Raw genomic sequence first — 24807 nt, forward strand, 5'->3', positions numbered from 1 at the left:
AAAAATCGATCATTTCCGGATTATTCCGAGTCGGTCGCCACAATAAGAAAAATCGTTATCCTCATGCAAACAACCATAAGATTAATGCTCGCCGACGATCACGTTCTGATGCGCGAAGGGCTAAAACAGATTTTTAATCTGGATAAACAACTGACCGTGGTCGCGGAAGCGGGCAACGGCGAAGAGGTTTTAGCCGCGCTGGCGCAGACTGAATGCGACATTTTGCTGCTCGATCTCTCCATGCCCGGCATCAGCGGGACAGAGATGGTGCGCAAAATTGCCAAAGATTGGCCGAGCCTGCCGGTGCTGGTCCTGAGCATGTATAACGAGCCGCAGGTGGCGATGACCGTGCTTAACAGCGGCGCGCAGGGCTTTATCACCAAGGATCAGGACCCGCAAACCCTGCTCAACGCCATTCATCGCGTCAGCCAGCATCAGCGCTATATCGATCCCAGTCTGGCAGAGGCGATCATTTTCTCCAACGGCGACACCAGCGAGCAATATCGCTACGCCACTCTTTCCCAGCGTGAGAAGCAGATCCTCTCCATGCTGACGCGCGGCGACAGCATTAACGCCATCGCCGACGCGTTGAAAATCAGCAATAAAACGGTGAGTACGCACAAGGCGCGGATGGTGGAAAAGATGCAGTTCAGCAGTAATGCCGAAATGATCCGTTTCGGCATTAAACATAACCTTTCTTAATATGATGCTGGTAATTCACCCGTGATGCGCACGTGAGTTCCCTGCTGCGGCTGGCTACAAAACTGTAATTCCCAGCCCAGCATGGTGCAGCGCTCGCGCATGCCCAGCAGGCCAAAAGCGGTAGAAGGCACGCTGTTGACGTCAAAGCCCTGGCCATTGTCGCGCACGTCAATAGCCAGCGAACTCCCGGTCTGAACCACTTTGATATGCACACGGCTGGCCTGCGCGTGGCGATATACATTGGTCAGCGACTCCTGCACCACGCGGAAAATCGCCGTGGTGTGCTCGTCGGAAAGCGCAATGTCATCCTCGCTCACCTCCAGCGTACAGCAGCAGTCGCGGTGATATTTATTCGACTCATCGCGCAGCCATCTTAGCGCCGGGATAAGGCCCATGTTGAGTACCGCCGGACGCAGAATGGTCGACAGGTCGCGCACAACGCGAATGGTACCGTCGACAAAATCCTTCAGCGCCTGCATCTGCTCGCTGCACTCACGCCCTTCGGCATGCATCAGCGAGATTACCACCCGCAGCGTACTCAGCCGCTGGCCCAGCTCGTCATGAATTTCGCGGGCGATGTGCTTGCGCTCGTTCTCCACGCTGACCTGAATTTGCTGGGTCATCTGGCGCAGCTGCTCGTGGGTGCGTTTCAGCAGTTGGTCATCTTTGAACTGGCGAGTAATGTCCTGGCCGGTGATCAGCACTGATTTCAGCACGTGGCGATCGCTAAATTCCGGGATGAAGCGCAGCTGAAGAATCGACTCCTCTTCGCCATCGAGCTTGCGTAACACGTTCTCGAACAGCTTGCCGGTCTGCACTACGGAGCGCACCGACAGGGCGATTTGTTGGAACAACAGGCTGTTTTCCAACACGTTTTGTAATGTCTGCCCCACCAGCGGGCCGTCGACATAGTCCAGCCAGCGCTGGGCCGCCTCATTGGCGTACAGACAGCGCAGATGAGTATCCACGCGCAGCATAACGTCGGGCACGTTTTTCAACATGCCGCGCAGGCTGTTTTCGCGTTCGTAGTAAAAGCGGTGTAAATCGTTGCGGTGGCGCGTGTCGCAAATCACTATGGTCGCGTGCTGGCGCTGTTGGTAGATAAATCGGCTGGTGCAGACTTCAGCGGGAATAATGCCCTGCGTCTGGGTGGCATAAAAAACGTTAAATTTGTCGCCGTAGCTGGTGGTTTCCACTTGCCACAGCAGGGCCAAAATATTCTGTTCCTGATGTCCATGCAGGAAAGAGAGTATGTCTTTGCCATACAGCGTCTGGGCGGTTTCGCCCATTAGCTTCATCGCATGTCGGTTGGCGTAGGCGATCCGATTATTGTCATCAATGATGTAAACCGATTCGCGCAAATTCTCGAAAGCCGCGTCGGTCAGATTGGTAGCGGCAGATAACTCTTCATGCTGCGGTTGGTTGTCTAGCATTGCCGGTTGATCCTGTGGCGCATTAACATCACCCTGCGTTCACAGAACAGGGCAACGTTATTGGCGACCAATTTTCATATTTTTCATGTGAAATTAGAAAGCGATATCCGGATCAAGCTCGTTTCGCAGTGACTGACGCAGGCGCGACAGCCGGGAACGGACGGTGCCAATCGGGATTGCCATTTCGAGCGCTACTTCCTGATAGCTAATATCACCGTCGACGATCAGCTGTAACATTTGCTGGGATTCTTCGGGTAGGTGCGCCACAACGCTGAGCACTTTGGTTAAGGCGCGGTGTCCGGCGGTGAGGTCATCTGGCTTGTCGTGGCAAGGCAGCTGGCTCAGCAGTTCATCGCTCAACTCATCGTGCAGGAAACTGGTGGCCCGCGATTTATAATAATTGCGCACCAGATTCAGCGCAATGCCGAAAACCCACGTCTCAGGGCGAGAAGCGCCCGAATACTTATGCTTATTTTTCAACACTTCCAGCCACGTAGACTGCACTAAATCTTCCACATCAGCATAGTTCGCCACGCGTTTTCGAATGAAGTTAATCAGGCGCTTTTCCTGCTGGCTCATCACGCTCTCCCAACGAACGGCCGGAACCGGCAGTGGGAAAGGCTGATCCACGTAGTGCATTTCATAATCTAATAATGCTGACATTTGAGAACTCCTTATAAGGGGTGGAGTTACTCCTATAGCAAGCGCCGTGCCAGCATAAAAAACCACTTTAACCCATTGATTTATATAAATCACAAAGACGTATTAGGACCATTCTGAGTCTGAAGCGACACAGCTTTTTTGGCCACTTGTGCAACTTTTGACACAAATCCATTCCGGCTTTAAAAATTTCAATTCCTACGGAACCGCGCCGCATTACGCACCACACAACTGCATTGACCTGTAGAGGTGTTTATGCGAATTCATCCCCCCCTTCCGAAAGTACATCACCAGATTCAGCCGACGGCCGATGAGCTGAATGACATTGATGGTGGCGATAGCGACGACAGCGGTAAGAGCATCACCACTCTGCGCAAGGTGAAATCACCGGCGGTGGAATTTGCCGAAGCCATGGAGAAAGGCGGGACCCAGCTGGCGGAGTCGATCGAAAGCCGTTCGAAGATTGACGAACAGCGCGCGGCGAATAACCGCCCGACGGGACGGCTGCGGGTGGCTATCGACAAAATCGAGCGCCTGACCGAGCTGTATCAGCTGCTGGACAACCAACCCTCTTCCACCCAAAGCAGGCAGCAAGGAGCGATTGACGCCCTGACCTCACGCAGCGGCGGCGCCACGCCGGAAGAGTATGTGTCTGCCGCCGACGGCGACCCGGCGGTGGCGGATACGCTGCTGCGCATGTCATTGGAGAAGGCGCAGAAGAGTCAGGACAGTGCGGCGATTGAAAGTATTCAGCAGGCGCTGGCCAGCCTTGGCAGCAAGTTCGGCGAGCAGATTGCCGCTGGCGTAAACACCGCCGCCGCTATTTCTCTATTTACTACCCAGCCTGAGCAGAAACAGGCGATGCGCCAAATCTATTACAACTCGGTGATTGGTCAGCAATCCTCGGGGTCGATTTTCGACGCCCTGCTCGATAAGTTCGGCAAAGAGGGGTTTATGCCCGCCCTGCGCACCTTGCAACGCGCGCTAGCCGACGACATTGCCGCGCTGGCTCCGTCGATGACGCCGGTGGCGCTGCGCAAAGTGCTGAGCGGCCTGAATGACACGCGCTCCATTACCCACACCATGGCGGCGGTCGATACCCTGTTGCAGCGCATGAACAGCAAATATCCGCACATCTCTCTCGACGGCTCGCAGCTGACCCGCCGCCTGCTCAACCTGACCCAGAACGGCTTCTACGCACGCGACCTGACCAATCTTGGGCAGGAAGTGGCTGGCTCGCAGCCGCAGCATCAGTCGGTGTTTTTCAACCAGCTTTTGCCGCTGTTACAACAGCTGCCGGCCACCCTGTGGCGCGACGATAAGAACCGTGGCAGCGCGCTGACTATGCTGCGCTCGCTGATTGGTGAGTACGTCACTTGGGAACAGAAAATGGCCCGACAAACTAAAACATCCACCGGCGGCTAATGCCCGTTCGTTACCCATTTTGAGCATGGAGATGGCCTGAGGCTGTAGATGAATACCCTATTTAACCTGTTAAATAAAATTGCCATCAGCGCGATGCAGCGCTCAGAAATCGTCGGGGCGGCTATCGCACTGGCGATCGTGTTCATGCTGATTATTCCGCTGCCTCTGCCTCTGATTGACGTGCTGATTGCCGTCAACATTAGCCTGTCCTCGCTGCTTATCGTGCTGGCGATGTACCTGCCAAAGCCGCTGGCCTTCTCGACCTTCCCGGCGGTGCTGCTGCTGACCACTATGTTTCGCATGGCGTTGTCGATTTCCACCACTCGCCAAATCTTGCTGCAACAGAACGCCGGGCACATTGTGCAGGCGTTCGGCGACTTCGTGGTGGGCGGCAACCTGGCCGTGGGTCTGGTGGTGTTCTTGATTCTGACCGTGGTCAACTTTCTGGTTATCACCAAGGGGTCTGAGCGCGTGGCGGAAGTGGCGGCGCGTTTCACCCTCGACGCCATGCCGGGCAAGCAGATGTCCATCGACAGCGATCTGCGCGCCGGCATGATCAACGTGCAGCAGGCGAAAAAGCGCCGTGAAGATTTAGCCAAGGAGAGCCAGCTGTTCGGTGCCATGGACGGTGCGATGAAGTTCGTTAAAGGCGACGCCATCTCCGGCTTAGTTATCCTGTTCATCAACATGATCGGCGGCTTCTGTATCGGCGTCTTACAGCTGGATATGGCGGCGGGCGACGCGATGCACACTTACTCGATCCTGACCATCGGTGACGGCCTGATTGCCCAGATCCCCGCCCTGCTGATCTCGCTGACCGCCGGGATGATCATCACCCGCGTGTCGGGCAACGATGAGATTCAGGACAATAACATTGGTCGCGAGATCACCGAGCAGCTCACCAGTCAGCCGAAAGCCTGGATCATCTCCTCGTTCGGCATGCTGTGCTTCGCCCTGCTGCCGGGGATGCCGACGGTTATCTTTATTATTCTGGCCGCCATCACCTGTACCACCGGCTCCTTCCAGCTGTGGAGCGCGCGCAAGAAGGCCTCGCAGGTGGTGCATGAAGGGGGCGACGCCGTCGCACCTGACATGAACGGCAGCGAAGATCTGCGCTCCTTCAATCCGTCTCGCTTCTTCCTGCTCAGCTTCCCGGCAGCGCTCAATGGCGACCCGATGGTGGAGCAAATCACGGAAGAGATCCGCCGCATGCGTAACCGCATTGTCTATCGCTACGGCTTTACTCTGCCGCCGTTCAATGTGGAATTCACCACCGCCATGCCTGACGACGAGTTTCGTTTCAGCGTGTATGAAATCCCACAGGTGATCGCCAGCCTTAGCCGCGATCGCTACGCCGTGGATTCGCGCTGGCTGACCGAAGAGCAGCGCAATGAAGCCAGTGGCCGCACGCCGGGCAACGAGCGCCGCAACGAAGGCCAATTCCTGTGGCTCAGTGACAACGACAGTCTGCTGCAACAGAAAGAGATCCCGGTGTGGAGCGCCTCCCAGCTGCTGCTCACCCGCATGGAGCAGGCGCTGTTCGCCAACAGCCCGCGCTTCCTCGGCTTGCAGGAAACCCGCGCCATTCTGGGCTGGCTGGAGAGCGAGCAGTCTGAGCTGGCGCAGGAGTTCCAGCGCATCTTCCCTCTGCCGCGCCTGACCGCCGTGTTGCAGCGTCTGGTGGCGGAACGCATCCCACTGCGCGCGGTGCGCAGCATTACCGAATCGCTGATTGAGCACGGCCAGCACGAGCGCGACGTCAACCTGCTGGTCGATCAGGTGCGCATCGACATGAAAGAGCACATTTGCCACCAGTATGCCGGTGACGACGGCATGCCGGTCTGGCTGTTGACGCCGGAAACCGAAGAAGTGCTGCGCGACAGCCTGCGTCAGACCCAGAGCGATACCTTCTTCGCACTGGATCAACAGCAGCACTCCCAATTACTAGAACGCCTAAGAGAGATCTTCTCACCCTTTGATTCGTTATCCGGCGTGTTGTTAACGGCGCAAGACTTACGCAGCCCGCTACGCATGTTGATTCAGGATGAATTCAACCATGTACCTGTCCTGTCGTTTGCCGAGCTGCAGTTCAATCTGCCGGTGAACGTGCTGGGTCGTATTGAGCTGAATACTTCACTCGAATCCTTCAACGCATAAGGACGTCATCATGTATGAGCTCAGAGTCTTAAATGGTCTTCATGAAGGTGCCGCACTCCCCCTCAGCGGCAACCTGTGGTGGATAGGCAACGCGGTCGAGAGCGACCTGCAACTTTGTGACAATGGCATCAAGGCGCGCCACTGTCAGCTCATGCGTCAAGACGACCCCTCGGGTCAGCCCGCTCAGTGGCAGATTCAGGCCGAAGACGGCGTGGTGTGCAATCGCGAAGGCGAGCGCCAGACCATGCCGTTCACTATCGTGCCGGGAGAGATTTTCACCCTCAGCGGCGTGTGGATCTGTCTGGAAGCCGCCGAAGCCGCGTGGGCCAGCGGCCCGGCCATCACCCAGCCTGCGGCGCAGTCCGTGGCCCAGCCCGAGCTGGCATTTCAGGCTGCCAGCAACGATGGCCGTATTGCGCCAACTCCGGCGAAAAAATCGCTGATCAAACGCCTGCTGCCGCCTTGGGCGCAGATCACCGCCGTGTCACTGATGCTGCTGTTCGCCATCACCGTGACCAGCTGGATTTTACAGCCGGGCATGGCGGAACAAAGCACCGACACCACCGCGCAAATCAGCAAGCCGCGCCTCGACGATCAGGCCGCCATGCGCGCCGTGGTGGATCACATGCTGCGTGAGCGCCAGCTGAACAATCAGGTGAAAATCGATACTTCGCAAAAAGGCATTATCCTGCGCGGCTCGCTGGCTAAAGAACAGTTACCCATTGTCCAAAGAATGGTCGACAACGTGGAGAACAACTATCAGTTGGGCGTGCCGTTGATTAACGACACCGAGGCGCGCGCCACCACCCTGCCATTCCGCATTACGCAAATCACCGACGGCAGCAAGGCCAATATCGTCACTGACGACGGCCAGCGCTTGTTCGTGGGCGACGAGCACGACGGCTTCCGCTTAGTGCGCATCAGCGCGAGCGAAGTGCAGTTTAGCGGGCAGGACAACAGCGACATCACGGTGAACTGGTAATGAACGCCTCCGACGCACTGGACAGCTGGTATCAGCAACGCTCGCAGGCGCTGGGTGCCGTTTCGGCGGTGACCGCCAGCGGCAAAATCACCGGCATCAACGGCATTTTGCTGGAGAGCAGTTTGCCGCAGGCGCGCATTGGCGACCTCTGCCGCGTTAGCCGCAGCGGCGACGAAGAGATGATGGCGGAAGTGGTGGGCTTCAACCCGCACCACACCCTGCTTTCGGCGCTCGGTCCGCTGGACGGCGTGGCGCAAGGGGCCAGGGTGGTGCCGCTGTTCCAGCCGCACAGCATCGCGGTGTCCGAAGCGCTGCTCGGCAGCGTGCTCGACGGATTTGGCCGCGCCATTGATGAAGAGAGCATTTCAGCTTTTGCCTTATCCAGCGAACACCCTAATGCCACGCCGGTGCTGGGCGACGCCCCCTCCCCGACCGACCGCCCGCGCATCGACACCGCGCTGACCACCGGCATTCGCGCCATTGACGGCCTGTTGACCATCGGCGTGGGCCAGCGCGTCGGCGTGTTCGCCGGTGCAGGTTGCGGCAAAACGACCCTGCTGGCCGAGCTGGCGCGTAATACGCCGTGCGACGCGATTGTTTTCGGGCTGATTGGCGAGCGTGGCCGCGAGCTGCGCGAATTCCTCGACCACGAGCTGGACGCCGAGTTGCGCAGCCGCACCGTGCTGGTCTGCTCCACCTCGGACCGCAGCAGCATGGAACGCGCCCGCGCGGCCTTTACCGCCACCTCGATTGCCGAAGCCTTTCGCGACAGCGGCAAAAGCGTGCTGTTAATCATCGACTCCCTGACCCGTTTCGCCCGCGCCCAGCGTGAAATCGGTCTGGCGCTGGGTGAACCACCGGGGCGCGGCGGCCTGCCTCCGTCGGTTTACACCCTGCTGCCCGGCCTGCTGGAGCGCGCGGGGAAAACCTCTAAAGGCTCGATTACCGCGCTCTATTCCGTGCTTATCGAGCAGGACTCGATGAATGACCCAGTGGCGGACGAAGTGCGCTCGCTGATTGACGGTCACATCGTGCTGGCCCGCCGTCTGGCCGAGCGCGGCCACTATCCGGCGATTGATGTGTTAGCCAGCCTGAGCCGCACCATGTCCAGCGTGGTGGAAAAATCCCAGATGCAGGACGCCTCGCTGGTGCGCCAGCTGATGTCCTCCTATCAACAGGTCGAAATGCTGATCCGCCTCGGGGAATACCAGCCCGGCAACGACGCCATGGTGGACGCCGCCGTGGTAGCGCAGGACGCCATCAATGCCTATTTGCGTCAGGCGGGCCGCTCGCCGACCGCCTTCGAAGATGTTCGTTACGCCCTTGCTGAGGTAAGCCGCTATGCGCCGACACATTGATGCTGAAACCCCGCCAGAGCCCGATCTGCAAGCCGAAGAGCTGCACCGCATTCTCAAAGTGCTGTTGCCGATCCGCAAACAGCGCCTGAGCCGCAGCGAGCGCCTGCAACGCGCCGAGGCCGCCAAGCTGGTGGCCTGCGACCACGCGCTGAGCGCCGGTGAGGTGAAACTCACCGAGCATCGCGAGCACTACAGCACCGCCAGCGAGCTGGTGGATGCCCAGCACGTCGGCCAAACCGAGGCCTTAAACAAGCTGCGTAAGGCCCTGAATGATGAGCAGTCGCGCCGCCTCGCGGTATTACAGCAACAGCACCAACTGGTGCAGTTAGACGCCGACCGCCAACAGCAGCAGCGTCAGAATGAAAATGCCCAGCGCGACGTCACCCTGCGCCAGCGCGAAGTGGAAAAAGTGGAGTATCTGCTCCAGCAACATCAGGGAAATCACTCATGATGCATCGCCCTCTGCTTCACCCATTGGCCTCGACAGCCCGCCCGCCGCAGCACCATAACAGCGACGCGCAGGCCGAGGCTCAGGCGAGAAACCGCCCGGACCCAACGCCGAATGACAACAAGCCGAAAGCACCCGCGCAGCCCAAAAACCTGCCGTTTACTCCAGCATCAAGCCAGCAGAGCAGCCGCCCTTCTACGCCGTCACGCGGCGCGGACAAACAGCGGCTGAACCGCGATAAAGACGATTTCACCAGCCTGCTCTCCGGCGACGACCAGCCGCTGGCCCCAATGCTGCCAGTGATGCTGACTGACAATAACGCCGGGCAAAGCTTCCAGCCGATGTTGTCGGAAACCAGTGAAACCGCGCCATCTGCTCCGCCTCCGGCCTGCTGGCAGATTGTCGAACCGGCGCTGACGGAGGGTATCGACAAGCAGCCCGCCTTCCCGGCGACCTTCAGCCTGCTGCTACCGCAGCTGGGGGAGGTCACCGCGCAGGTGAACCAAAACACCAGCGGCGAGCTGGATATCGCGCTGGCCTTCTCACGCGGCAGTTTTGAGGCGGTGCGCGGCGCACAGGAGAACTGCGGACGTTCGCTGTCGCAGCGTCTGGGGCAGCGAGTGCGCTTGCGCTTCAACCTGCAAGACGGCCGCCCGCAGGATAAATGGGCATGAGTTCACTCATTTTTAGACAGCAAAGCCGCGCCGAGGCCGATGCCCGCCGCTGGATAGGTAAGGGCCAGACACTGACCTTCTTTCATGACAATCAGCCCGGCGAGCTGAGTCTTCGCCTGAGCGAAAACGGCGCCAGCGATGCCCATTGGCAGCGTTTTAGCTGTGCGGCGGGCACGCTGGCATTTAGCGATTTCGCCCCGCTGTTCTCCCTGCTCAGCGAATGCCCGGCGATGAGCGGCGACAGCGATGACGACGGCGAATGGTACTGGGGGCTGTTCAATCAGAGCCTGTTTAGTGAGGTGGCGTCGCTGTTTGGCAGCCTGCGCCCGCTGGACTCGGCGCAGAGCAGCCCGGACGCGCTCTGTTTGCAGATTCAGGTCAGCTTTACCGGTCAGCAGGCCCGCAGCCAACTGCGATTGTCGGCAGAAAGCCTTAACCAGCTGGCGGCCACGCCCGGCTGGCAGCCACAAGGCGCGGCGCTGATTGAAGCCCTGCCGCTCAACTTACCTCTGGTGGTGGCGACCTTCTCGCTGCCGCTGGAGGAGATAACCCAATTACAGTCAGGCGATGTTCTGCGTGCGCCCTCTTCACACTTCAGCGTTGAAGGCCACGGCGTGATTAACATCGGACAATTGGCACTGCACGGAGCGTTACAACCTTCGCCCGACTCCCCGCACAGCGCCTACTTTTCACTTTACGATATCAAGGAGTTACCCATGAGCTACCCGAATGACCCACTGCTGCCTGAAGATGAAGATAATCCGTATCCCCACGTGGATGAGACAGATTCCGGGTATTACGCACAAAGCGAAATGCACGACGACATCGGCAGTGAGAGTCAGCTCAACGTAGCACTCAACGCTCTGCCGCTGGAGTTAAGCATTCGCTGTGGGCAGCTCAAACTGACGTTGGGCGAATTGCAGCAGCTGGACGTCGGCTCGACGGTGGTGGTGGATAACGTCACGCCGGGCGCGGCCATGCTGTGCCACGGCAGTTTCCCGATTGCCAAAGGGGAGTTGGTTAACGTCGATGGACGCCTTGGATTGCAATTGACCAGTATCATCAATAACCAGCCTGTTGGCGCCGAGAAAGGTGTGTAATGACCACCGACCTGAATGCCTTTAACCCGCTGGCGCTGGCGCTGCTGCTTGGCGCGCTCTCTTTAATGCCGCTGGCGTTAATGATAACCACCAGCTTTTTAAAGATTTCCATTGTATTGATGCTGACGCGAAACGCCCTCGGCGTGCAGCAGATCCCGCCAAACATGGCGCTCTACAGCATCGCGCTGGCCGCCACCTTGTTCGTGATGGCTCCGGTGTTTAACGGCATGCACCAGCGGTTTACCGACCGGCCGATAGACACCACGTCGTCTGAAAAGCTGGAAAGTACTTTAGCCAATGGCATTCAGCCCCTGACCGTCTTTATGCAGCACAACACGGACGCCGATATCGAGACGCACTTGCAGGAGAATACCCAGCGCATGTGGCCGAAGGATATGGCGGATTCGGCGGTGAAAGATCGCAGTAACCTGATGCTGCTGATCCCGGCTTTTGTGCTGTCCGAGCTGCAAAGCGGTTTTAAAATCGGCTTCCTGATCTTCATCCCCTTCGTGGTTGTCGACCTGATTGTCTCCAACGTGCTGCTGGCGCTGGGGATGCAAATGGTGTCGCCAATGACCATCTCGTTACCGCTAAAAATTCTGTTATTTGTGATGGCCAACGGCTGGACGCGCCTGCTAGACGGGCTGTTCTACAGCTATTTGTGACGCTTTTGAGGGTGAGGAAGTATGGATATTATCTACATGTTTAAGCAGGCGATGGTACTGGTGGTGATGCTCTCCGCGCCGCCGTTGGCCGTGGCGGTGATCATCGGGATCATCATCTCGCTGTTGCAGGCGGTGATGCAGTTGCAGGACCAGACGCTGCCTTTCGCCATTAAGCTGGTGGCCGTAGGGGCCACCCTTGCCCTGACCGGGCGCTGGATTGGCGTTCAGCTACTGGATCTCACCCAGTCCGCCTTCGCCATGATGGCGACAGTGAACGCGCCGTAAGATGTTAAGTACGCTGATGCACGGCCTGTTCAGCCATATTTTGGCGCTGGGCTTTGGCATAGCCCGGATTTTCCCCTGCCTGCTGATTGTACCGGCCTTCTCCTTTTTCACCCTAAAAGGCATGGTGCGCAGCGCGATCATTGTTTCGCTGTCGCTGTTTCTGGTTCCGGCGCTGCAACCCGCGGTATCGGCGCTGTCGGAAGATCCTTACGTGCTGCTGGGTATCGCCATGAAAGAGGTGGTGATCGGCATGTTCCTCGGCATCCTGCTCTCCCTGCCCTTTTGGATCTTCGAATCCGTCGGCGCACTGTTTGATAACCAGCGCGGGGCGATGTCCGGCGGCCAGCTCAACCCGTCGCTCGGCCCCGACGTCACCATCATCGGCCATATGCTGCAACAGTGGTTCATCATGCTGATGATGCTCAGTTTCGGCCTGTCGCTGATGACTCAGGTGATCTGGGATAGCTACCGGCTCTGGCCGCTGGAGTCCTGGCTGCCGAGCTTCACCGCACAGGGCTTCAGCTACTTCCTCGACCTGCTGGCCGACATGTTCACCCACATCGTGCTGTTCGCCGCTCCGCTGGTTTTGGTGCTGATGCTGCTCGACTTCTGCGTCGGCGTGCTGAGCATTTACAGCCCGCAGCTGCAGGCCACGGTGCTGACCGTGCCGCTGAAAAGCATCGTCGGCATTCTGTTTTTCCTGATGTATTTGCCGACGCTGGAATACCTCGCCAACCACCAGCTCTCGACATTCCATGACCTGATTGCCCATCTGGCGCTGGTCTTCCCGAAGGGAGGTCCTCTTTAGTGGCCGAAAAAACGGAGAAAGCTTCCCCCCAGAAACTTCAGGAAGCACGACGCAAGGGGCAAGTCAGTCAGAGTCAGGACATCCCCAAGCTGCTGATTATGCTTGGCGTGACCGAAACCGTGTTCGCCATGGTGGATGAGAGTCTGGAGAAGCTACAGGCGCTGATCATGCTGCCGCTGCAACGCCTCGATCAGCCGTTCGACGCGGCGCTCAATGATATTGTCGGCAGCGCCCTGCTGCTGGTGGCGGTGTTTTTCATGATGACGCTGGGGGTGGCGGTGCTGCTGCGCATCGTCGGCGGCTGGGCGCAGTTCGGCCCGCTGTTCGCCACCGAGGCGTTGCAGCTCAAGCTGGACGCGCTCAACCCTATGGGCAAGTTCAAGCAGATGTTTTCTGGCCGCCAGTTCGTGCAGCTGCTGGTGAGTATTTTGAAAGCCGTGGTGATGGCCTTTGTGTTCTACAAGTTGATCACCCCAAAACTGGGGGAGATTGCCGAGCTGTCGACCACCTCGCTGGAGGGCTTTATCCACGCCGCCGTCGAGATCCTCGAGAAGCTCACTCGCACCATTTTTGGCGTACTGCTGGCCTTTGGCGTGGCGGACTACGGGCTGCAAAAATACTTCTTCCTCAAGCAGAACCGCATGAGTATGGAAGACCTGAAAAACGAGTACAAACAGAACGAAGGCGACCCGCACACCAAGGGCCACCGCAAACAGCTGGCGCAGGAGTTAGCCAACGAAGCGCCGAAAAAACGCGTCGCGCCGGCCGATGTGGAAAACGCCGACGTGCTGCTGATCAACCCTACCCACTTCGCCGTCGGCCTCTACTATCGCCCGGACGAAACGCCGCTGCCGAAGCTGGTGTTTAAGACCGAAGATGAGGAAGTGCGCGAAGTGATCAAAATGGCGCACGACGCCAAAATCCCGGTCATTCGCTATATCTGGCTGACCCGCACCCTCTACCGCACCACCCGCGAAGGGGCTTACATCCCGCGCGAAACCCTCAAAGCCGTGGCACAAATCTACCGCCTGCTGCGCGAGTTGGAAGAGCAGGTTAGCGACCAGATAATTGAATACGAAGAGTGAAATCACGAACGAAAATGCCCAATAAAAAAGGCGACCTATGAGAGTCGCCAAAGAGGGTAATGCTGGTAAAACTTCTTATTATCAACTATTAACGACGTCCTTGTCGTTCGGCACAACGAGAGGTACTAAGGTTTTAAACCAGTTGATTCATGGCCGCTTTGTTGATGTTACCGGCGGTCATTGCAGCGTCCATCCCGACCGAAGAACCACCAACGCCGCGCAGTTGCAGGTTCGGGTTGCCCATGTCGCCTTCCATCACGCTTTTCATCATGCCTTTGGCCTGCTGGAATTTTTTCACTGAGTCATCGCTCAGCATACCGCCGTTGCTCAGGGCATCTTCCCAGCTGCCGTTATGCTTGTTACCGCCCACCAGCCCAGGCAGTTTACCGGCGTCCGGCTTGCCAAAGATGTCTGGGTATTGGTCCATGAATTTACCCATTTCTTTGGCGGTTTCTTTCGAGCCACCTTCGATTTTATTCATGCCCGGGAAAGGGCCACTTTTGGCGGTCATATCGTCAATTTGTTGCAGACCGGCTTTGTTAGACATCGCGCTGCCCATCTGGTTACCCAGCTGCTGGAAGTTGCCCGGACCTTGCATAGAAGCCGGGCTAAACTGGGACTGCTGTGGCGGCATCGCCAGGCCCGGGCCGCCGAAGCCGCCAGGCCCGCCGGTAGCGCCCATGCCGCCACCCTGTGATGGGTTGCTCAGGCCATTTTGCATCCCCTGACTAAACGCGCCAGCGTTAGCCTGACCCGCTTGGCCTGACTGGCCGTTAAACGGCGAATTCTGCGGCGTGATGCCCAAATCTTGCATGACTTCTGCCAGCAATTGTTGCAGCGAGCTGCCGCCTTGTTGACCGCCAACCGGTGAGCCGCCGCCAAAACCGCCGCCCTGACCTCCACCGAAACCGCCCTGATTACCAAAGCCGCCCTGGTTGCCCTGTGCGCCCTGCGCACCATGCTGGCCGCCGAACAGCGCGTTAGTAATGGCAGCAGCCAGTTGAGACATAAAGTCACCGCCGCCCGAGTTCAGCGGGCTGAAGCTTTGCGTTGGCGCGGAGTTTCCAGATAACGGAACGGTAAAGGTCAGGGCACCGCCAATAGCATTATTCATTTTGTCGCCTCTCACTATCGTGGATATGTAGGAAAATGGGCATCTGCTAAAGATGTCCGGACTCGCTAACAATGTGCAGAAGTCTGATGATTAAGTGACAAAATCGGCTCGTGGGTTCCCCAATTCGGCAGGGAAATGCGCTTTATTTATGCGATAAACGGCAAAAGAAAAGTGAGAAATGATAAGAGATAAAAACTAGAAAAATCAGAAAACTGCGCCGTGTGCAATAAACTGCACACGGCGCGTAGAGTTAACGACCGACCGGGATTTGAGAATAATCCTGAACGCCGCTGCGGATATCCGACGGCCACCAGATAGTCAGACTGTGCGGGTTAGACAACGGACGGCAGGCCGCCTTGTCACAGCCGTTGTCATTGGAGGCCGCGCAGGCGCTGAGCAACAGGCTGGCTACCGCGAGTAATGCTAAACGAATCTTCATTGCAGCTCCTTAACGGGTGGTGCTCAGCAGAGAGGTACGGGTACGGCGAGCCGTGCCGCGCGACTCATACGCCACATAGATTTCAGCCGACTGGCCCGGTGCCAGCGACGCACTTGGCCAGACCGACACCGCCAGCACGTCCTGACCACGGCAGCTTGCTTCGTCGAAACGCAGCGGGGCCAGCGAGGTGTTGCGCACGAGTCCGACGGTGATCTGCACGTTTTTGTTGCTAAACCACTGGCTGTGCGAGGTGTCGTAAGCGATGCCACGCAGCGGGTCACACAGGGTGTTGATCCCCACGCCCTCGCCGCCCGGATTAAAGCCCGCCGGAATATCGCTCTCGGCCAAATCGCGCATGGCGGATTCGACGTCATTCTTGATCGAGCCATATTTCTGGCGGCGCTGTACTTCTTCCAGCGAGCCATTCAGCTGTGAGCGGAACTCGTCGCCGATGTAGCGCGACGGGTCCACCTGATCCCCCACCAAGTGCGGCGTGATGATAAACAGGCGTTCGCGCTGCGAGGTTTCATGGCGCGTCGACGTGAACAATTTACCAATCAGCGGAATGCTGCCGAGGATGGGGATCTTATGCTCTTCGTCGCCGGTTTCCCGCGAGTGGAAACCGCCCATGACCAGCGAGTTTTTCTCCTGCACCTGCGCCTGCGTACTCACCACCGCGCGGCTGTCGCCGGTGGCCTGGCCGTCATCCCCCTTGTCCAGCTTGCCGTCTTCAACGTCAACAATCAGCTCAACCGTCGATTTGCCGCCGTTATCGATGGCGCGCGGGATCACCTGCAGGCTGGTACCCGCGGTCACTGGCGTGACGTTGGCCACGCGCTCGCCGACCGTGGAGATAAAGGCGGTCTGGCTGAAGTCGATCACCGCAGGCTGGTTTTCCAGCGTCAGCACCGACGGGTTCGCCACGATTGAGGCGTTGCCGTTGCCCTCCAGCGCCTGCACCTGGGCGAAGAAGCGCTGATAGTCGGTGACGAACAGCGTGCTGCTGCCGTCGAGCAAGGTTGAACCAGCGGTGATGTTGCCGAAGCTACCGCCGAGGTTGGCGGAGAGCGCCGACATGGCGTGGCGGTCGACGTCAACGATCAGCGCATCAATCTCAATCAGCTTTTGCGGCACGTCAATTTGCGAAATCAGCGCCTGATACTGCTCGCGTTTTTTCGGATCATCGCGCACCAGCAGGGCGTTGTTACGCACGTCGGCGGAAACCAGCGGGTTCAGGCCGCTTTTGCCATCGTCAAAATCATCGTTGGAGCCGCGCGGATCGCCGCTCTGGATCAGGCTGGAGAGAATGCTGTCCGCCTGCTGCTGCGACAGCTGGCTCAGGCCGTCTTGCCCGTTACCGCTGGCCTTCACGCCCTGCGCGCTTTTATTGTTTTTCTTCCCCAACAGCTCGTTGAGGATGGTCGCCACCCCCGGCACGGTGAGGGTTTTGTCGCGATAGTGAATTTCGCGGTCAGAGACCGAGGCGTATTTCAGCGGAAAGCTCATCATCTCTTTGCCGGTTTTGTAATCTTTCTCCTGCTCGCTGAACTGGCTGACCAGCGCCACGTACTCCGGCGGGCCGGTAACCAGAATCACGCCGTCGTCGGGTAGTTCGCCGTAGCCAAATTTCGGCTCAAGCAGGCCGATACCGTCGAGGGCATCTTTTAAATCCGGGGCAGCTTCCGAGGAGACGCGAATACGCTTGGAGATCTGCTCAGACTGCGGGCTGATATAGAGCATGTCGTTGTAGACAAACCACTGGAACTGGTACTCGAGTCCGAGGCGGTCGAGGAAGGTCGCGGCGCTGTCGGCGCGCAGGCGGCCACTGACCGTGGCTTCTGGCACATTGCCCAGTTTCAGGGTGACGCCGTGGCTGCTGGCGAAGTCGGCCAGCACGGTGCGCAGCGGCGTGTTTTGTGCCGAATAGGCGTAGGCGCCGCTGCTCCAGCCGTCCGGGGCGCGGGCCGAGGCGCTAAAAGAGAGGCTGCCCAGGCTTAAAGCCAAAGTGGCGGCCATCAGGGTATGAGTCAGTGTGGTTGAAAAGGTCTTCATAGCGATTTTCCCCTCTGAGGGAGAATGTCTCTCTTCAATAAAGGACCCAATCCGTTCGAAGAGATAAAGAGAGTCGTTGTGCGCATCGTTGCCCTGATTTCCGTCGAGTCTTAATGAGTGGATAAAAGCAAAAAACGGCTCTGAAGCTACCCAGATTCAGCCAGCCACGAGCCGTTGCAGACATTAGTTAATTGAATCGATGATGCCTTTGCTCAGATCGTGCGTGAGCGTACTCAACTGACCAGACGCCCAGTTAGCGGTGGATTCGCGCAGCATGGCTTGCTTGAATTCAACGATATCGGAGAAGTCCGGCGCCCCGCCCATCGAGTCACGGGCTAAGTCATAGACATTGGAATTGCTGGTTATCAGTGCCGAATCGAGACGGCGCTGTACCTTATCGAAACTGCTCATACTCACCTCCTGCTTTGACTAAAGGTGATAATGAGTAGCGGTGGACGTGAATTGGTTCCAAAAAAGCGGCGGGTTTTCATCAATGCTTTTATTTAATCAGTGAAGATTGGGCTATTTAAACTGATGAATGAGGCGTTCTAGGCCGAAGCGCGCAGCAACTGCGTTTTCAGAGCCTGCCAGCCAATGCGCAATTCACCACTGGCGGTTTCTAACAGCAGCTGGTCAGCCTCAAGGGATTCATCAAACTGCCGCTCCCACGTGAGATGCGGGCGCGCTTCAAGCCATTGAGTAATATGCTCTTTATTGGCCGGATGGCACCACAGGGTAGCCTGCTGGCCGCGCGGCTGGGCCTGCAATAGCTGGCGCAGTAAGGCATTCATCTGCTGCGCCGGGCCGGTGTCTTCCAGCAGGCGCGTCATCACCTGATTGAGCAACTCGCTGGCTCGCCCGACGATCATCGCTTCCTGCTCGATTTGCTGCTCCTGCCAGCCAGCGAACAGGGTTTCCGCCCGGCTCAAAAACTCGGCTTGGCTATTGGCGAGCAGGTCGGCAACCCGCTGCTCTGCGTCGTAGCGCGCCTGGTCAATCAGCTGCTGGGCCTGAATTTCGGCCTGTTGCACAATCTGCTCGGCCTGCCGCCGGGCCTCTGCCATCAGCGAAAGACCTTGCTGATGCTGGTGCAACATGGCCTGCGGTAGCCGAATGCTGTCTGCTGGCTGTGCCTCCGCCAGCAGTTCGAGGGTTTTAAGCTGCCACATCTTGCGTCTCCTGCGCCGGACCGGATGCCAAGGCTACCGGCAGTGAAGCCCGCCACAGCGCGGCTTCCCACAGCGGCAGCAGCTTGTTTGCCGCCAGTTCCGCGCCCTGCTCGGCTTCACAGGCAATAATCCACGGCTGGGGAAAGAGAAAACGCACCCGCTGCCAGCAACCTATCGGCAATACGTGGCGCAACAGCAACAGGATGGTTACTTGCCAAGGCGACGTAAGGTTTTCCGGCAGCCACAGGCCGGGGCGCAGCGCGCGGGAGATGCGCTTGCTCCACAGCCGGGCTTCTTCAGGCAATAACGGGTCGTTGGGTTCGGGGGAGTAGATTCCGCAAATTTCAGCCGTCAGGCGCAGCACGAGGTTTTGCTGCTGCGCCGTCAGCGCCAGCAGCTTGAGCGTCAAAGTGTGAGGGGCAGACGGCAGGCGGGCTTCAATGCCCAACTGGCGGGCAATCAGCTGCGGATCGATAGACTGCAACCGCGCGATTAAAGACTCAGGCTGCTGGAAGAAAGCCAGCCCCTGCCAGCTCTCCTCCGCCTGCTGCCAATAACCCTCGGTCCACCAGTGCAACCAGGCTTGTGCGTCATTCATCGGTTATTGCCCCTGAATATCATGCGTTTTCTGGGGTGACGTCAGCGCCCTTTTTGGCTGACATGCGCCGCTGAATTTTCGGTTTCACCACCAGCGCGATGGCGATTAACGCCAGTATCACCAGCAGAGCCAGAAACAGCATTTTCACCGTGCCGTACTGGTTCATGGTCAGCTGGAAAGGCCCGAGGTTGACCATTTCGATATGATCTTTGTAGACCTCTGCCGGAACAAACACGATAGACAGCGCGCTGTTATCTTTGCCCGCCAGCCCCGGAATACTGGTAGAAACCAGACGGCGAATTTGCGGCTCGATGCTGTCCGGGTCGAGGTCCGGCTGGTACTTAATGAAGACCGATGCGGAGGCCGGTTGGATCGGCTCGCCCGGCGCGACGCGCTCTGGCAGCACCACGTTAACCCGCGCCACCACTACGCCATCAATCTGCGCCAGCGTGGACTCCACTTCCTGCGATAAGGCGAATATGTAGCGCGCTCTCTCTTCAAGCGGGCTGGAAATAATGCCGCTTTTCTGGAATACCTCACCCAGATTGGTGCGCGCTTTGTGCGGCAAACCGGCCGCGTTGAGGATCTGCACCGAACGCTCAATAGTGTCTTGGTCCACCAGCACGGTCACGCCGGTTTTATCTATCTGCTTATCGGCAGAGATTTTGTAGCGGGACAGCTCGGCGATAATGTCGTTGGCGTCGTTTTCGGTCAGACCGGTATTGAGAACCACCCTTTGCTCGCAGCCAGCTAAGGCCAAAACAATCAGCAGGGTGGAGAAGATCTTCAGCGCGATGTTAACCATGGTCATTATTGCAAGTTGGTCAGTTTATCCAGGCCCTGTACGGACTTAGAGACGATTTTGGCGTTCATCAGGTTTTCTAAATCGTACTTCGACAGGTCGCCGCCCACTTTGTTGAGCGCCATCGGGTCGGTAGAACCGGCAGCCTTGGTTAACTCATTGCTGATGTGGCGACTGTCCATATTGATCTGTTTGAACATGCCGGAGACGTGGTTCAGCAGACCATTAGAATCATTGCCGTCGACATCGCTGCTCTGGCCAATTTCTGAGGCAAAGAAGCTGGCATCGGCGGGGGTCATTGCACTTCCTTCACTGCCCGACAGGTCAGGTGCCGCCAGCGGCTGGATAACAGGGGGTTGATTGATTTTCATAATGTCACTCCGCGACTGCACAGGAAGGGAATACAGGGAACCAGCATCGGTTCCCTGTTAACACTTAGAACGAAATTTTGTTCTGTTGGATAGCACTGATGAAAGTGGTCGCAGAACCTTGCACACCAGCGATCTGTGCGTTCTGACGGTCACGTTCCATTTTGGTCAGGGTGTCTGCAACAGACTGCCCTTGGATTGCATCGGAACCAGCTTGCAGAGCTTGGCTTGAAGCACTACCAGCGGCGCTTGACGCCAAACCACCAAGAATATTTAACGGGCCCATAGTGTTACTCCTCTCAAGGTGAATAGAGTGAATGAGTGTTCATTCACTAGTTGAGTAGTAATTGGCGGCGATGGGTTCCATCATGGGGTAATTATTTTCACGGATTTTAGCGGATTAGGAATCCGCCTAGAAAAACTAATTAATCCAAACTATTCAAAGATTTAATGCGCTGATACAGCGTGCGGCGCGGGATACCCAGCTCATTGGCCGCGCTGACAATTTTGTTCTGATGGCGCATCAGGCAATCTTCAATCAGGCAGTGTTCAATGCGGCGCATGCGCTCTTTCAGGCGGAAAGATCCGCTGTCGATACGCATGGCATTACCCAGAGGTGGCATGCCCAGCACAAAGCGTTCGGCGGCCCCTTTTAGCTCACGAATATTGCCCGGCCAGTCGTGCATGATCAGCGATTCACTAAGATTGGCGGTGATAGAGGGTAGCGCGCAATTTAAACGCAACGCCGCCTCCTGCGCGAAACGGGCAAACATTGGGATAATATATTTAATGCGGGAACGCAGCGCGGGCAGCGTGATTTTGATGGTAGTCAGTCGGAAATAGAGATCCTGACGAAACTGCTTCTGCTCAACCAGGCTGGCCAGCGGCTTTTGCGAAGCCACCACGATACGCAGATCCAGAGGAATTTGTTGCGTGCTGCCCAGTCGGCTGACGCTGCGCGATTCCAGCACGCGCAGTAACTTGGCTTGCAGGCTCAGCGGCATACTGTCGATTTCATCGAGGAATAAAATCCCGTCGTTGGCACTTTCGATATAGCCCGCGCGGGCGTGGGTCGCGCCGGTGTAGGCTCCGGCCATAACGCCGAACAGTTCGCTCTCGGCCAGAGATTCGGGGATCGCCGCGCAGTTAATCGGCACGAAAGCCCCCTTGCAGCCGGAACGCTCATACAGGCGGCGGGCGAAAGTGTCTTTACCTGTGCCAGTTTCCCCCTCGAGGGTGAGGTCAACTTTCAGCGGCGCTAAGGTCTGGAGCATGGAATCAAAGTCGCTATGAATATCCCACTCTTCACGCACTTCTCGCTGTTCAGGAATATCCTCATCCAGGGACTCTTCATAAACGTGGTGGTTTATTTTAGCCGGCTTTGTCGAGTTCGGAAGATTGTCTCTCATACTTTCCTCGCATCCATTTCTATCAAGAAAATAATAATGTTGTGATTATTAAAATAAAATAATGACTCAGGAATGAATTAGCGCCCGGTAGGCATATTAAAAGTTAAACATGCAGGAACGATGCATATTTAGTTTCTCTGACAGCGTTAATCTGCAGATAAATTATCACTAGAAATAAGACTGGCAATCAGGAAAACGGAATGAAGATTGTAGGGAAATCCTTACAAGGTTCAAATCATTAACAAAGATATTACTCAATACGGTTTTACCTATCACAACATTCAAAAACCACCCCATATAGGTCATCATTTGCCTATTTCGGGAAATGATACCTTTCGCTCAAACAAGGGGTTAGCGCGGATCGCCAGCAAAATGGTCAATTAAAGAGCATCAAAAAAGCGTTATACAATCAATGGGATGCTGGGCACGTTCCCAGTTTAATTTATTTTCAATCTTTGAATATATTTCCCCTAATGGACCGTGCCAGCCATTGAAAAAACCGATTAAAACTCGCTGAATCTTGCATAAAAATAGTGCGTCAGATCTCACTTCTTAACGAAATCTTAATATAACGCTCACCAGAATCGGCAAAAAAATCGCGCTTTGACATACTTCTTACAATTAGACATATTCCAGCCGACGCGAAACCCATAAGATTTGAGATTATTCTTACCACTTAACTGGGAATTTTATTAGAAAACTAAGCCAAATTAGGTTTCAGAAAAGTTATATCTTCAAAATAATAACCATAAAAAAATCCGATAATGAATTTCTTTCATTATCGGATGAAGTTTATTAAATCAATTCAAATGACATAATCCGCTATTTAGGCCGGTAATTGGCCTTGGCCTGATTCAATAATTTTAGCAAAGCTTAAAACATTATCGACATAAGGCGCGGCACCGGTTCCGGTTTTCGAAATATCCGACAGGTTGGATAAATTCACGTCATCCGGGCCAGAGTTATAAGCACGCAGACCTGCGCCAATATTTCCGCCAAAGGCATTGGTCTGCTGTTTAAGATAGAGCGCCCCGGCCATAATATTGTTCTGCGCGCTGTTCGGGTCACCCGAAAGCAGGCCCGGGTTCTCTTTGGCCATCTCATTGTAGGTGTCTGGGTTGACCTGCATCAGCCCGGCGTCGGTTTTGCCATTTCCGCCGTTGGTGGAAGCCGCAGACAAGTTACCGCGAGATTCCGCCCAAATCTGACCGGCAATCACGCTGGCTGGCATTCCCGTGGCTTGCGCCGCGTTGTTGATGGATTGACGGTAAGGCTCTAGCTGCGGCGGCAGGTGTAAGTTACCCGAACCACTGAGGCCAGCCATGCCAGAAGTTGCACCGGCCCCGCCCGCGCCGCTGGCTCCACTCGCCCCGCTAGCACCATTCGCTGCACCCGCCCCCGCGCCCGGTTGGGCTAACAGATTGTTGCCAACAGATGGGCCACCGCCGCCGCCGTCACCCAACGACGGTGCCGCTGAACCACCACCACCGCCCGAAGAGGCCGACGGCGTGCTGTTCTGCTGGTCTGAATTGTCGCCGCCGCCCAGCATTTTCAACAGTTCTGACAGCAGTTGGCGGATCATATTCATCAGCTCGGCCATCTGGCCGCCGCCCGCGCCCGCCGCGCCATCCTGTCCTTGCATCGACTGCAATGGGTTAGTCGGAGCATTGTTTTGCGTTGGGCCATTAACGCCGGAGACTGATGGCGAACCGAAATCTACCGGCGTGATACCCGGTGCGGCGCTAAAGGTGACCGTTAACGGCATAGAAAGCGCGCCGGCCCCTGAATTATTATTGTTCACCGCACCACTATTGTTACCGACCCCGCCGGACGGACCGAGATCCGCCGGGGGAATGTACTGAGGGGTAAACCCCGAACCGTTAACATTCATCATTCTTCCTCAATCCTCATAATAAGTGATGCTTTTGCTCTCACACGGCGCTGCCACAGACCACCCGTTTGAGCAACCCTGTTATGGATGAATCAAAAGACAGGAAGCCACGCTCATGGCGCTTCTACCCTGTCATTTGTGTGCGTCCTGTCGCGGGTTAGTTCCGAGCCATCACACTTTTTGCAAAAAACGCTATGCCGTGGAACCGCCGCCCGGCAACGACCACATAAAAGCATTCGAATTTCAGCCTTTATCATGGAGCGCGGCGATGAAGCGACATTTGCTGGCCATCACTCTCTGTCTCTCCGCCAGCAGTCAGGCAAATTGCTTTAAGGACGCCGGAAAAGCCTTCGGCATCCCTCCCGCCCTGCTGCTGTCGATTGCCATTAAAGAGTCACACCTCAATCCGTCGGCGGTGAACAGCGCCAATCGCAACCACACGGAAGATGTCTGCATGATGCAGGTGAACAGCACGCACTTCGCCCATTTGGCAAGCCTTGGGGTGTCGCGCACTAAGCTGTTGAATGAACCTTGTACCTGCGTGAATACCGGGGCGTGGGTGTTGTACGGCATGTTCCAGCAGTACGGAAAATCCTGGAACACGGTAGGGATGTATAACGCCGGAGCCGCGCCATCACGCCAACCGCAGCGCGATCGCTACGCCAGTGATGTACGGCGTATTTACCAGCGCCTGCTGCACAGCGTCAGTCAGGATACCCTGCTGACGCTGGAGCAAATGCCGTCAGGCCGGGAGAGCCGTCGGGAGGGTGTGGACGAATTCGCGAATAAATGACTGCACTTCGCTGGCCTGCTGAATAAAGCCATCAAGCAGGCCGGAGAAGTTGCGGTTATCCAACGAGGAGAGCGGCTGCTGAGTACACAGACGCAGGTTCTGCTCCTCCAGCGCCAGCCAGCAGCCACGCATGGCGTCCATCTCAAAGTTCAAGGTTAAAATACTGTGTAGCAAGGCGGCAGAGCTGTTTGGCTCCAGCACCATCACCTGACAATGCAACACCACGGCGTCGCTGCCCGGCGGTAACTCAATGATCGCAGCTTCTTGTTTCTGCGGGGTGAACAGTGCGCAAACGCCGTTTTCCAGTTTCAGCGATGTATTCAATCGACGGCCATAGTGGCTCAATAAATTCTGCAAATATGCGCTTTCGTTCATCTTATTTTCCTGTGA

The 24807-nt window shown here is 56.8% G+C and carries 27 protein-coding genes; 13 read left to right on the top strand and 14 right to left on the bottom strand.

From position 1 onward, the window contains the following. Positions 1-63 precede the first annotated feature (63 nt). Positions 64-702, top strand: coding sequence for a response regulator (locus tag V2154_RS15345; protein WP_353502933.1), 639 nt, complete (start codon positions 64-66; stop codon positions 700-702). Here the strand turns inward: V2154_RS15345 and V2154_RS15350 are convergent. Next, the gene (locus V2154_RS15350) at positions 699-2135 is read right to left on the bottom strand and encodes a PAS domain-containing sensor histidine kinase (protein ID WP_353502934.1); all 1437 of its coding nucleotides are present in this window, start codon (positions 2133-2135) and stop codon (positions 699-701) included. The two genes, V2154_RS15345 and V2154_RS15350, sit on opposite strands and share 4 nt — an antisense overlap. 93 nt (positions 2136-2228) lie before the next feature. After that, entirely contained in the window at positions 2229-2798 is a 570-nt protein-coding gene (locus tag V2154_RS15355) for an RNA polymerase sigma factor (RefSeq protein WP_353502935.1), read from the bottom strand. Positions 2799-3050: 252 nt separating this feature from the next. Between V2154_RS15355 and sctW the strand changes: the two genes are divergently transcribed. From sctW to sctU, 11 genes are read left to right on the top strand one after another with little or no spacing between them, the layout of a single operon-like run. Further along, positions 3051-4220 carry a type III secretion system gatekeeper subunit SctW gene (sctW, locus tag V2154_RS15360; protein ID WP_353502936.1) on the top strand — a complete coding sequence of 390 codons (1170 nt, stop codon included), beginning with the start codon at positions 3051-3053 and terminating at the stop codon, positions 4218-4220. A gap of 48 nt (positions 4221-4268) precedes the next feature. Next, a complete protein-coding gene (gene sctV / locus V2154_RS15365) occupies positions 4269-6377 on the top strand; it encodes a type III secretion system export apparatus subunit SctV (RefSeq protein WP_353502937.1) in 2109 nt (702 codons plus the stop codon). A 10-nt stretch (positions 6378-6387) separates the two neighbouring features. Beyond that, the gene (locus V2154_RS15370) at positions 6388-7359 is read left to right on the top strand and encodes an FHA domain-containing protein (protein WP_353502938.1); all 972 of its coding nucleotides are present in this window, start codon (positions 6388-6390) and stop codon (positions 7357-7359) included. Next, entirely contained in the window at positions 7353-8717 is a 1365-nt protein-coding gene (locus V2154_RS15375) for a FliI/YscN family ATPase (RefSeq protein ID WP_353504009.1), read from the top strand. The genes V2154_RS15370 and V2154_RS15375 overlap by 7 nt, the downstream gene beginning before the upstream one ends. Next, the gene (locus V2154_RS15380) at positions 8701-9168 is read left to right on the top strand and encodes a type III secretion protein (RefSeq protein WP_353502939.1); all 468 of its coding nucleotides are present in this window, start codon (positions 8701-8703) and stop codon (positions 9166-9168) included. The genes V2154_RS15375 and V2154_RS15380 overlap by 17 nt, the downstream gene beginning before the upstream one ends. Further along, positions 9165-9839 carry a type III secretion system HrpP C-terminal domain-containing protein gene (locus tag V2154_RS15385; RefSeq protein ID WP_353502940.1) on the top strand — a complete coding sequence of 225 codons (675 nt, stop codon included), beginning with the start codon at positions 9165-9167 and terminating at the stop codon, positions 9837-9839. The genes V2154_RS15380 and V2154_RS15385 overlap by 4 nt, the downstream gene beginning before the upstream one ends. Beyond that, on the top strand, positions 9836-10939 hold the full coding sequence (locus tag V2154_RS15390) for a FliM/FliN family flagellar motor switch protein (protein ID WP_353502941.1): 1104 nt from the start codon (positions 9836-9838) through the stop codon (positions 10937-10939). Before V2154_RS15385 ends, V2154_RS15390 begins: the two co-directional genes overlap by 4 nt. After that, positions 10939-11604, top strand: coding sequence for a type III secretion system export apparatus subunit SctR (gene sctR / locus V2154_RS15395; protein WP_353502942.1), 666 nt, complete (start codon positions 10939-10941; stop codon positions 11602-11604). The genes V2154_RS15390 and sctR overlap by 1 nt, the downstream gene beginning before the upstream one ends. A 21-nt stretch (positions 11605-11625) precedes the next feature. Beyond that, entirely contained in the window at positions 11626-11889 is a 264-nt protein-coding gene (gene sctS, locus V2154_RS15400; protein ID WP_034792172.1) for a type III secretion system export apparatus subunit SctS, read from the top strand. Position 11890: 1 nt separating this feature from the next. Then, entirely contained in the window at positions 11891-12697 is an 807-nt protein-coding gene (sctT, locus tag V2154_RS15405; RefSeq protein ID WP_353502943.1) for a type III secretion system export apparatus subunit SctT, read from the top strand. After that, positions 12697-13782, top strand: coding sequence for a type III secretion system export apparatus subunit SctU (gene sctU, locus V2154_RS15410; protein WP_353502944.1), 1086 nt, complete (start codon positions 12697-12699; stop codon positions 13780-13782). Before sctT ends, sctU begins: the two co-directional genes overlap by 1 nt. 133 nt (positions 13783-13915) lie before the next feature. Here sctU and V2154_RS15415 read toward each other — a convergent pair whose 3' ends face one another. The 11 genes from V2154_RS15415 to V2154_RS15465 form a co-directional block, all read right to left on the bottom strand. After that, entirely contained in the window at positions 13916-14896 is a 981-nt protein-coding gene (locus V2154_RS15415; RefSeq protein ID WP_353502945.1) for a hypothetical protein, read from the bottom strand. A gap of 250 nt (positions 14897-15146) precedes the next feature. After that, the gene (gene hrpT / locus V2154_RS15420) at positions 15147-15335 is read right to left on the bottom strand and encodes an HrpT family type III secretion system protein (protein WP_185689494.1); all 189 of its coding nucleotides are present in this window, start codon (positions 15333-15335) and stop codon (positions 15147-15149) included. A 9-nt stretch (positions 15336-15344) separates the two neighbouring features. Next, positions 15345-17387 carry a type III secretion system outer membrane ring subunit SctC gene (gene sctC, locus V2154_RS15425; protein WP_353502946.1) on the bottom strand — a complete coding sequence of 681 codons (2043 nt, stop codon included), beginning with the start codon at positions 17385-17387 and terminating at the stop codon, positions 15345-15347. A 183-nt stretch (positions 17388-17570) separates the two neighbouring features. Beyond that, positions 17571-17798 (bottom strand): type III secretion protein HrpF, encoded by a 228-nt coding sequence (locus tag V2154_RS15430; RefSeq protein WP_353502947.1) that lies wholly within the window; start codon positions 17796-17798, stop codon positions 17571-17573. Positions 17799-17935: 137 nt separating this feature from the next. Continuing rightward, on the bottom strand, positions 17936-18556 hold the full coding sequence (gene sctL / locus V2154_RS15435) for a type III secretion system stator protein SctL (RefSeq protein ID WP_353502948.1): 621 nt from the start codon (positions 18554-18556) through the stop codon (positions 17936-17938). Next, positions 18543-19154 (bottom strand): hypothetical protein, encoded by a 612-nt coding sequence (locus tag V2154_RS15440; protein WP_353502949.1) that lies wholly within the window; start codon positions 19152-19154, stop codon positions 18543-18545. Before V2154_RS15440 ends, sctL begins: the two co-directional genes overlap by 14 nt. 19 nt (positions 19155-19173) lie before the next feature. Next, a complete protein-coding gene (gene sctJ / locus V2154_RS15445; protein WP_353502950.1) occupies positions 19174-19959 on the bottom strand; it encodes a type III secretion system inner membrane ring lipoprotein SctJ in 786 nt (261 codons plus the stop codon). A gap of 5 nt (positions 19960-19964) precedes the next feature. Beyond that, positions 19965-20327, bottom strand: a complete 363-nt coding sequence (locus V2154_RS15450) for an EscF/YscF/HrpA family type III secretion system needle major subunit (protein WP_353502951.1) — start codon at positions 20325-20327, stop codon at positions 19965-19967. 64 nt (positions 20328-20391) lie between these two features. Next, positions 20392-20610, bottom strand: coding sequence for a hypothetical protein (locus V2154_RS15455; protein ID WP_185689488.1), 219 nt, complete (start codon positions 20608-20610; stop codon positions 20392-20394). Between the two features lie 139 nt (positions 20611-20749). Beyond that, entirely contained in the window at positions 20750-21598 is an 849-nt protein-coding gene (locus V2154_RS15460; protein WP_496350371.1) for a sigma 54-interacting transcriptional regulator, read from the bottom strand. A 961-nt stretch (positions 21599-22559) separates the two neighbouring features. Further along, positions 22560-23627 carry a lytic transglycosylase domain-containing protein gene (locus V2154_RS15465; protein ID WP_353502953.1) on the bottom strand — a complete coding sequence of 356 codons (1068 nt, stop codon included), beginning with the start codon at positions 23625-23627 and terminating at the stop codon, positions 22560-22562. 265 nt (positions 23628-23892) lie between these two features. On the opposite strand from V2154_RS15465, the gene V2154_RS15470 reads away from it, so the two are divergent. Next, entirely contained in the window at positions 23893-24417 is a 525-nt protein-coding gene (locus V2154_RS15470; RefSeq protein WP_353502954.1) for a lytic transglycosylase domain-containing protein, read from the top strand. Here V2154_RS15470 and V2154_RS15475 read toward each other — a convergent pair. Further along, positions 24367-24792 (bottom strand): type III secretion system chaperone, encoded by a 426-nt coding sequence (locus tag V2154_RS15475; RefSeq protein ID WP_353502955.1) that lies wholly within the window; start codon positions 24790-24792, stop codon positions 24367-24369. The two genes, V2154_RS15470 and V2154_RS15475, sit on opposite strands and share 51 nt — an antisense overlap. Positions 24793-24807: the final 15 nt, after the last annotated feature.

It is taken from the genome of Ewingella sp. CoE-038-23 (assembly GCF_040419245.1).
GTDB classification, from domain to species: Bacteria; Pseudomonadota; Gammaproteobacteria; order Enterobacterales; family Enterobacteriaceae; genus Ewingella; species Ewingella allii.

Coding starts and splice junctions, on each gene's coding strand:
- V2154_RS15470 (WP_353502954.1), top strand. CDS start 23,893: ATGAAGCGACATTTGCTGGCCATCACTCTCTGTCTCTCCGCCAGCAGT.
- V2154_RS15455 (WP_185689488.1), bottom strand. CDS start 20,610: ATGGGCCCGTTAAATATTCTTGGTGGTTTGGCGTCAAGCGCCGCTGGT.
- sctJ (WP_353502950.1), bottom strand. CDS start 19,959: ATGGTTAACATCGCGCTGAAGATCTTCTCCACCCTGCTGATTGTTTTG.
- V2154_RS15345 (WP_353502933.1), top strand. CDS start 64: ATGCAAACAACCATAAGATTAATGCTCGCCGACGATCACGTTCTGATG.
- V2154_RS15355 (WP_353502935.1), bottom strand. CDS start 2,798: ATGTCAGCATTATTAGATTATGAAATGCACTACGTGGATCAGCCTTTC.
- V2154_RS15385 (WP_353502940.1), top strand. CDS start 9,165: ATGATGCATCGCCCTCTGCTTCACCCATTGGCCTCGACAGCCCGCCCG.
- V2154_RS15450 (WP_353502951.1), bottom strand. CDS start 20,327: ATGAAAATCAATCAACCCCCTGTTATCCAGCCGCTGGCGGCACCTGAC.
- V2154_RS15390 (WP_353502941.1), top strand. CDS start 9,836: ATGAGTTCACTCATTTTTAGACAGCAAAGCCGCGCCGAGGCCGATGCC.
- sctR (WP_353502942.1), top strand. CDS start 10,939: ATGACCACCGACCTGAATGCCTTTAACCCGCTGGCGCTGGCGCTGCTG.
- V2154_RS15380 (WP_353502939.1), top strand. CDS start 8,701: ATGCGCCGACACATTGATGCTGAAACCCCGCCAGAGCCCGATCTGCAA.
- sctC (WP_353502946.1), bottom strand. CDS start 17,387: ATGAAGACCTTTTCAACCACACTGACTCATACCCTGATGGCCGCCACT.
- V2154_RS15465 (WP_353502953.1), bottom strand. CDS start 23,627: ATGATGAATGTTAACGGTTCGGGGTTTACCCCTCAGTACATTCCCCCG.
- V2154_RS15475 (WP_353502955.1), bottom strand. CDS start 24,792: ATGAACGAAAGCGCATATTTGCAGAATTTATTGAGCCACTATGGCCGT.
- sctS (WP_034792172.1), top strand. CDS start 11,626: ATGGATATTATCTACATGTTTAAGCAGGCGATGGTACTGGTGGTGATG.
- V2154_RS15430 (WP_353502947.1), bottom strand. CDS start 17,798: ATGAGCAGTTTCGATAAGGTACAGCGCCGTCTCGATTCGGCACTGATA.
- V2154_RS15415 (WP_353502945.1), bottom strand. CDS start 14,896: ATGAATAATGCTATTGGCGGTGCCCTGACCTTTACCGTTCCGTTATCT.
- V2154_RS15440 (WP_353502949.1), bottom strand. CDS start 19,154: ATGAATGACGCACAAGCCTGGTTGCACTGGTGGACCGAGGGTTATTGG.
- V2154_RS15350 (WP_353502934.1), bottom strand. CDS start 2,135: ATGCTAGACAACCAACCGCAGCATGAAGAGTTATCTGCCGCTACCAAT.
- V2154_RS15460 (WP_496350371.1), bottom strand. CDS start 21,598: ATGCTCCAGACCTTAGCGCCGCTGAAAGTTGACCTCACCCTCGAGGGG.
- sctW (WP_353502936.1), top strand. CDS start 3,051: ATGCGAATTCATCCCCCCCTTCCGAAAGTACATCACCAGATTCAGCCG.
- V2154_RS15370 (WP_353502938.1), top strand. CDS start 6,388: ATGTATGAGCTCAGAGTCTTAAATGGTCTTCATGAAGGTGCCGCACTC.
- sctL (WP_353502948.1), bottom strand. CDS start 18,556: ATGTGGCAGCTTAAAACCCTCGAACTGCTGGCGGAGGCACAGCCAGCA.
- sctV (WP_353502937.1), top strand. CDS start 4,269: ATGAATACCCTATTTAACCTGTTAAATAAAATTGCCATCAGCGCGATG.
- hrpT (WP_185689494.1), bottom strand. CDS start 15,335: ATGAAGATTCGTTTAGCATTACTCGCGGTAGCCAGCCTGTTGCTCAGC.
- sctT (WP_353502943.1), top strand. CDS start 11,891: ATGTTAAGTACGCTGATGCACGGCCTGTTCAGCCATATTTTGGCGCTG.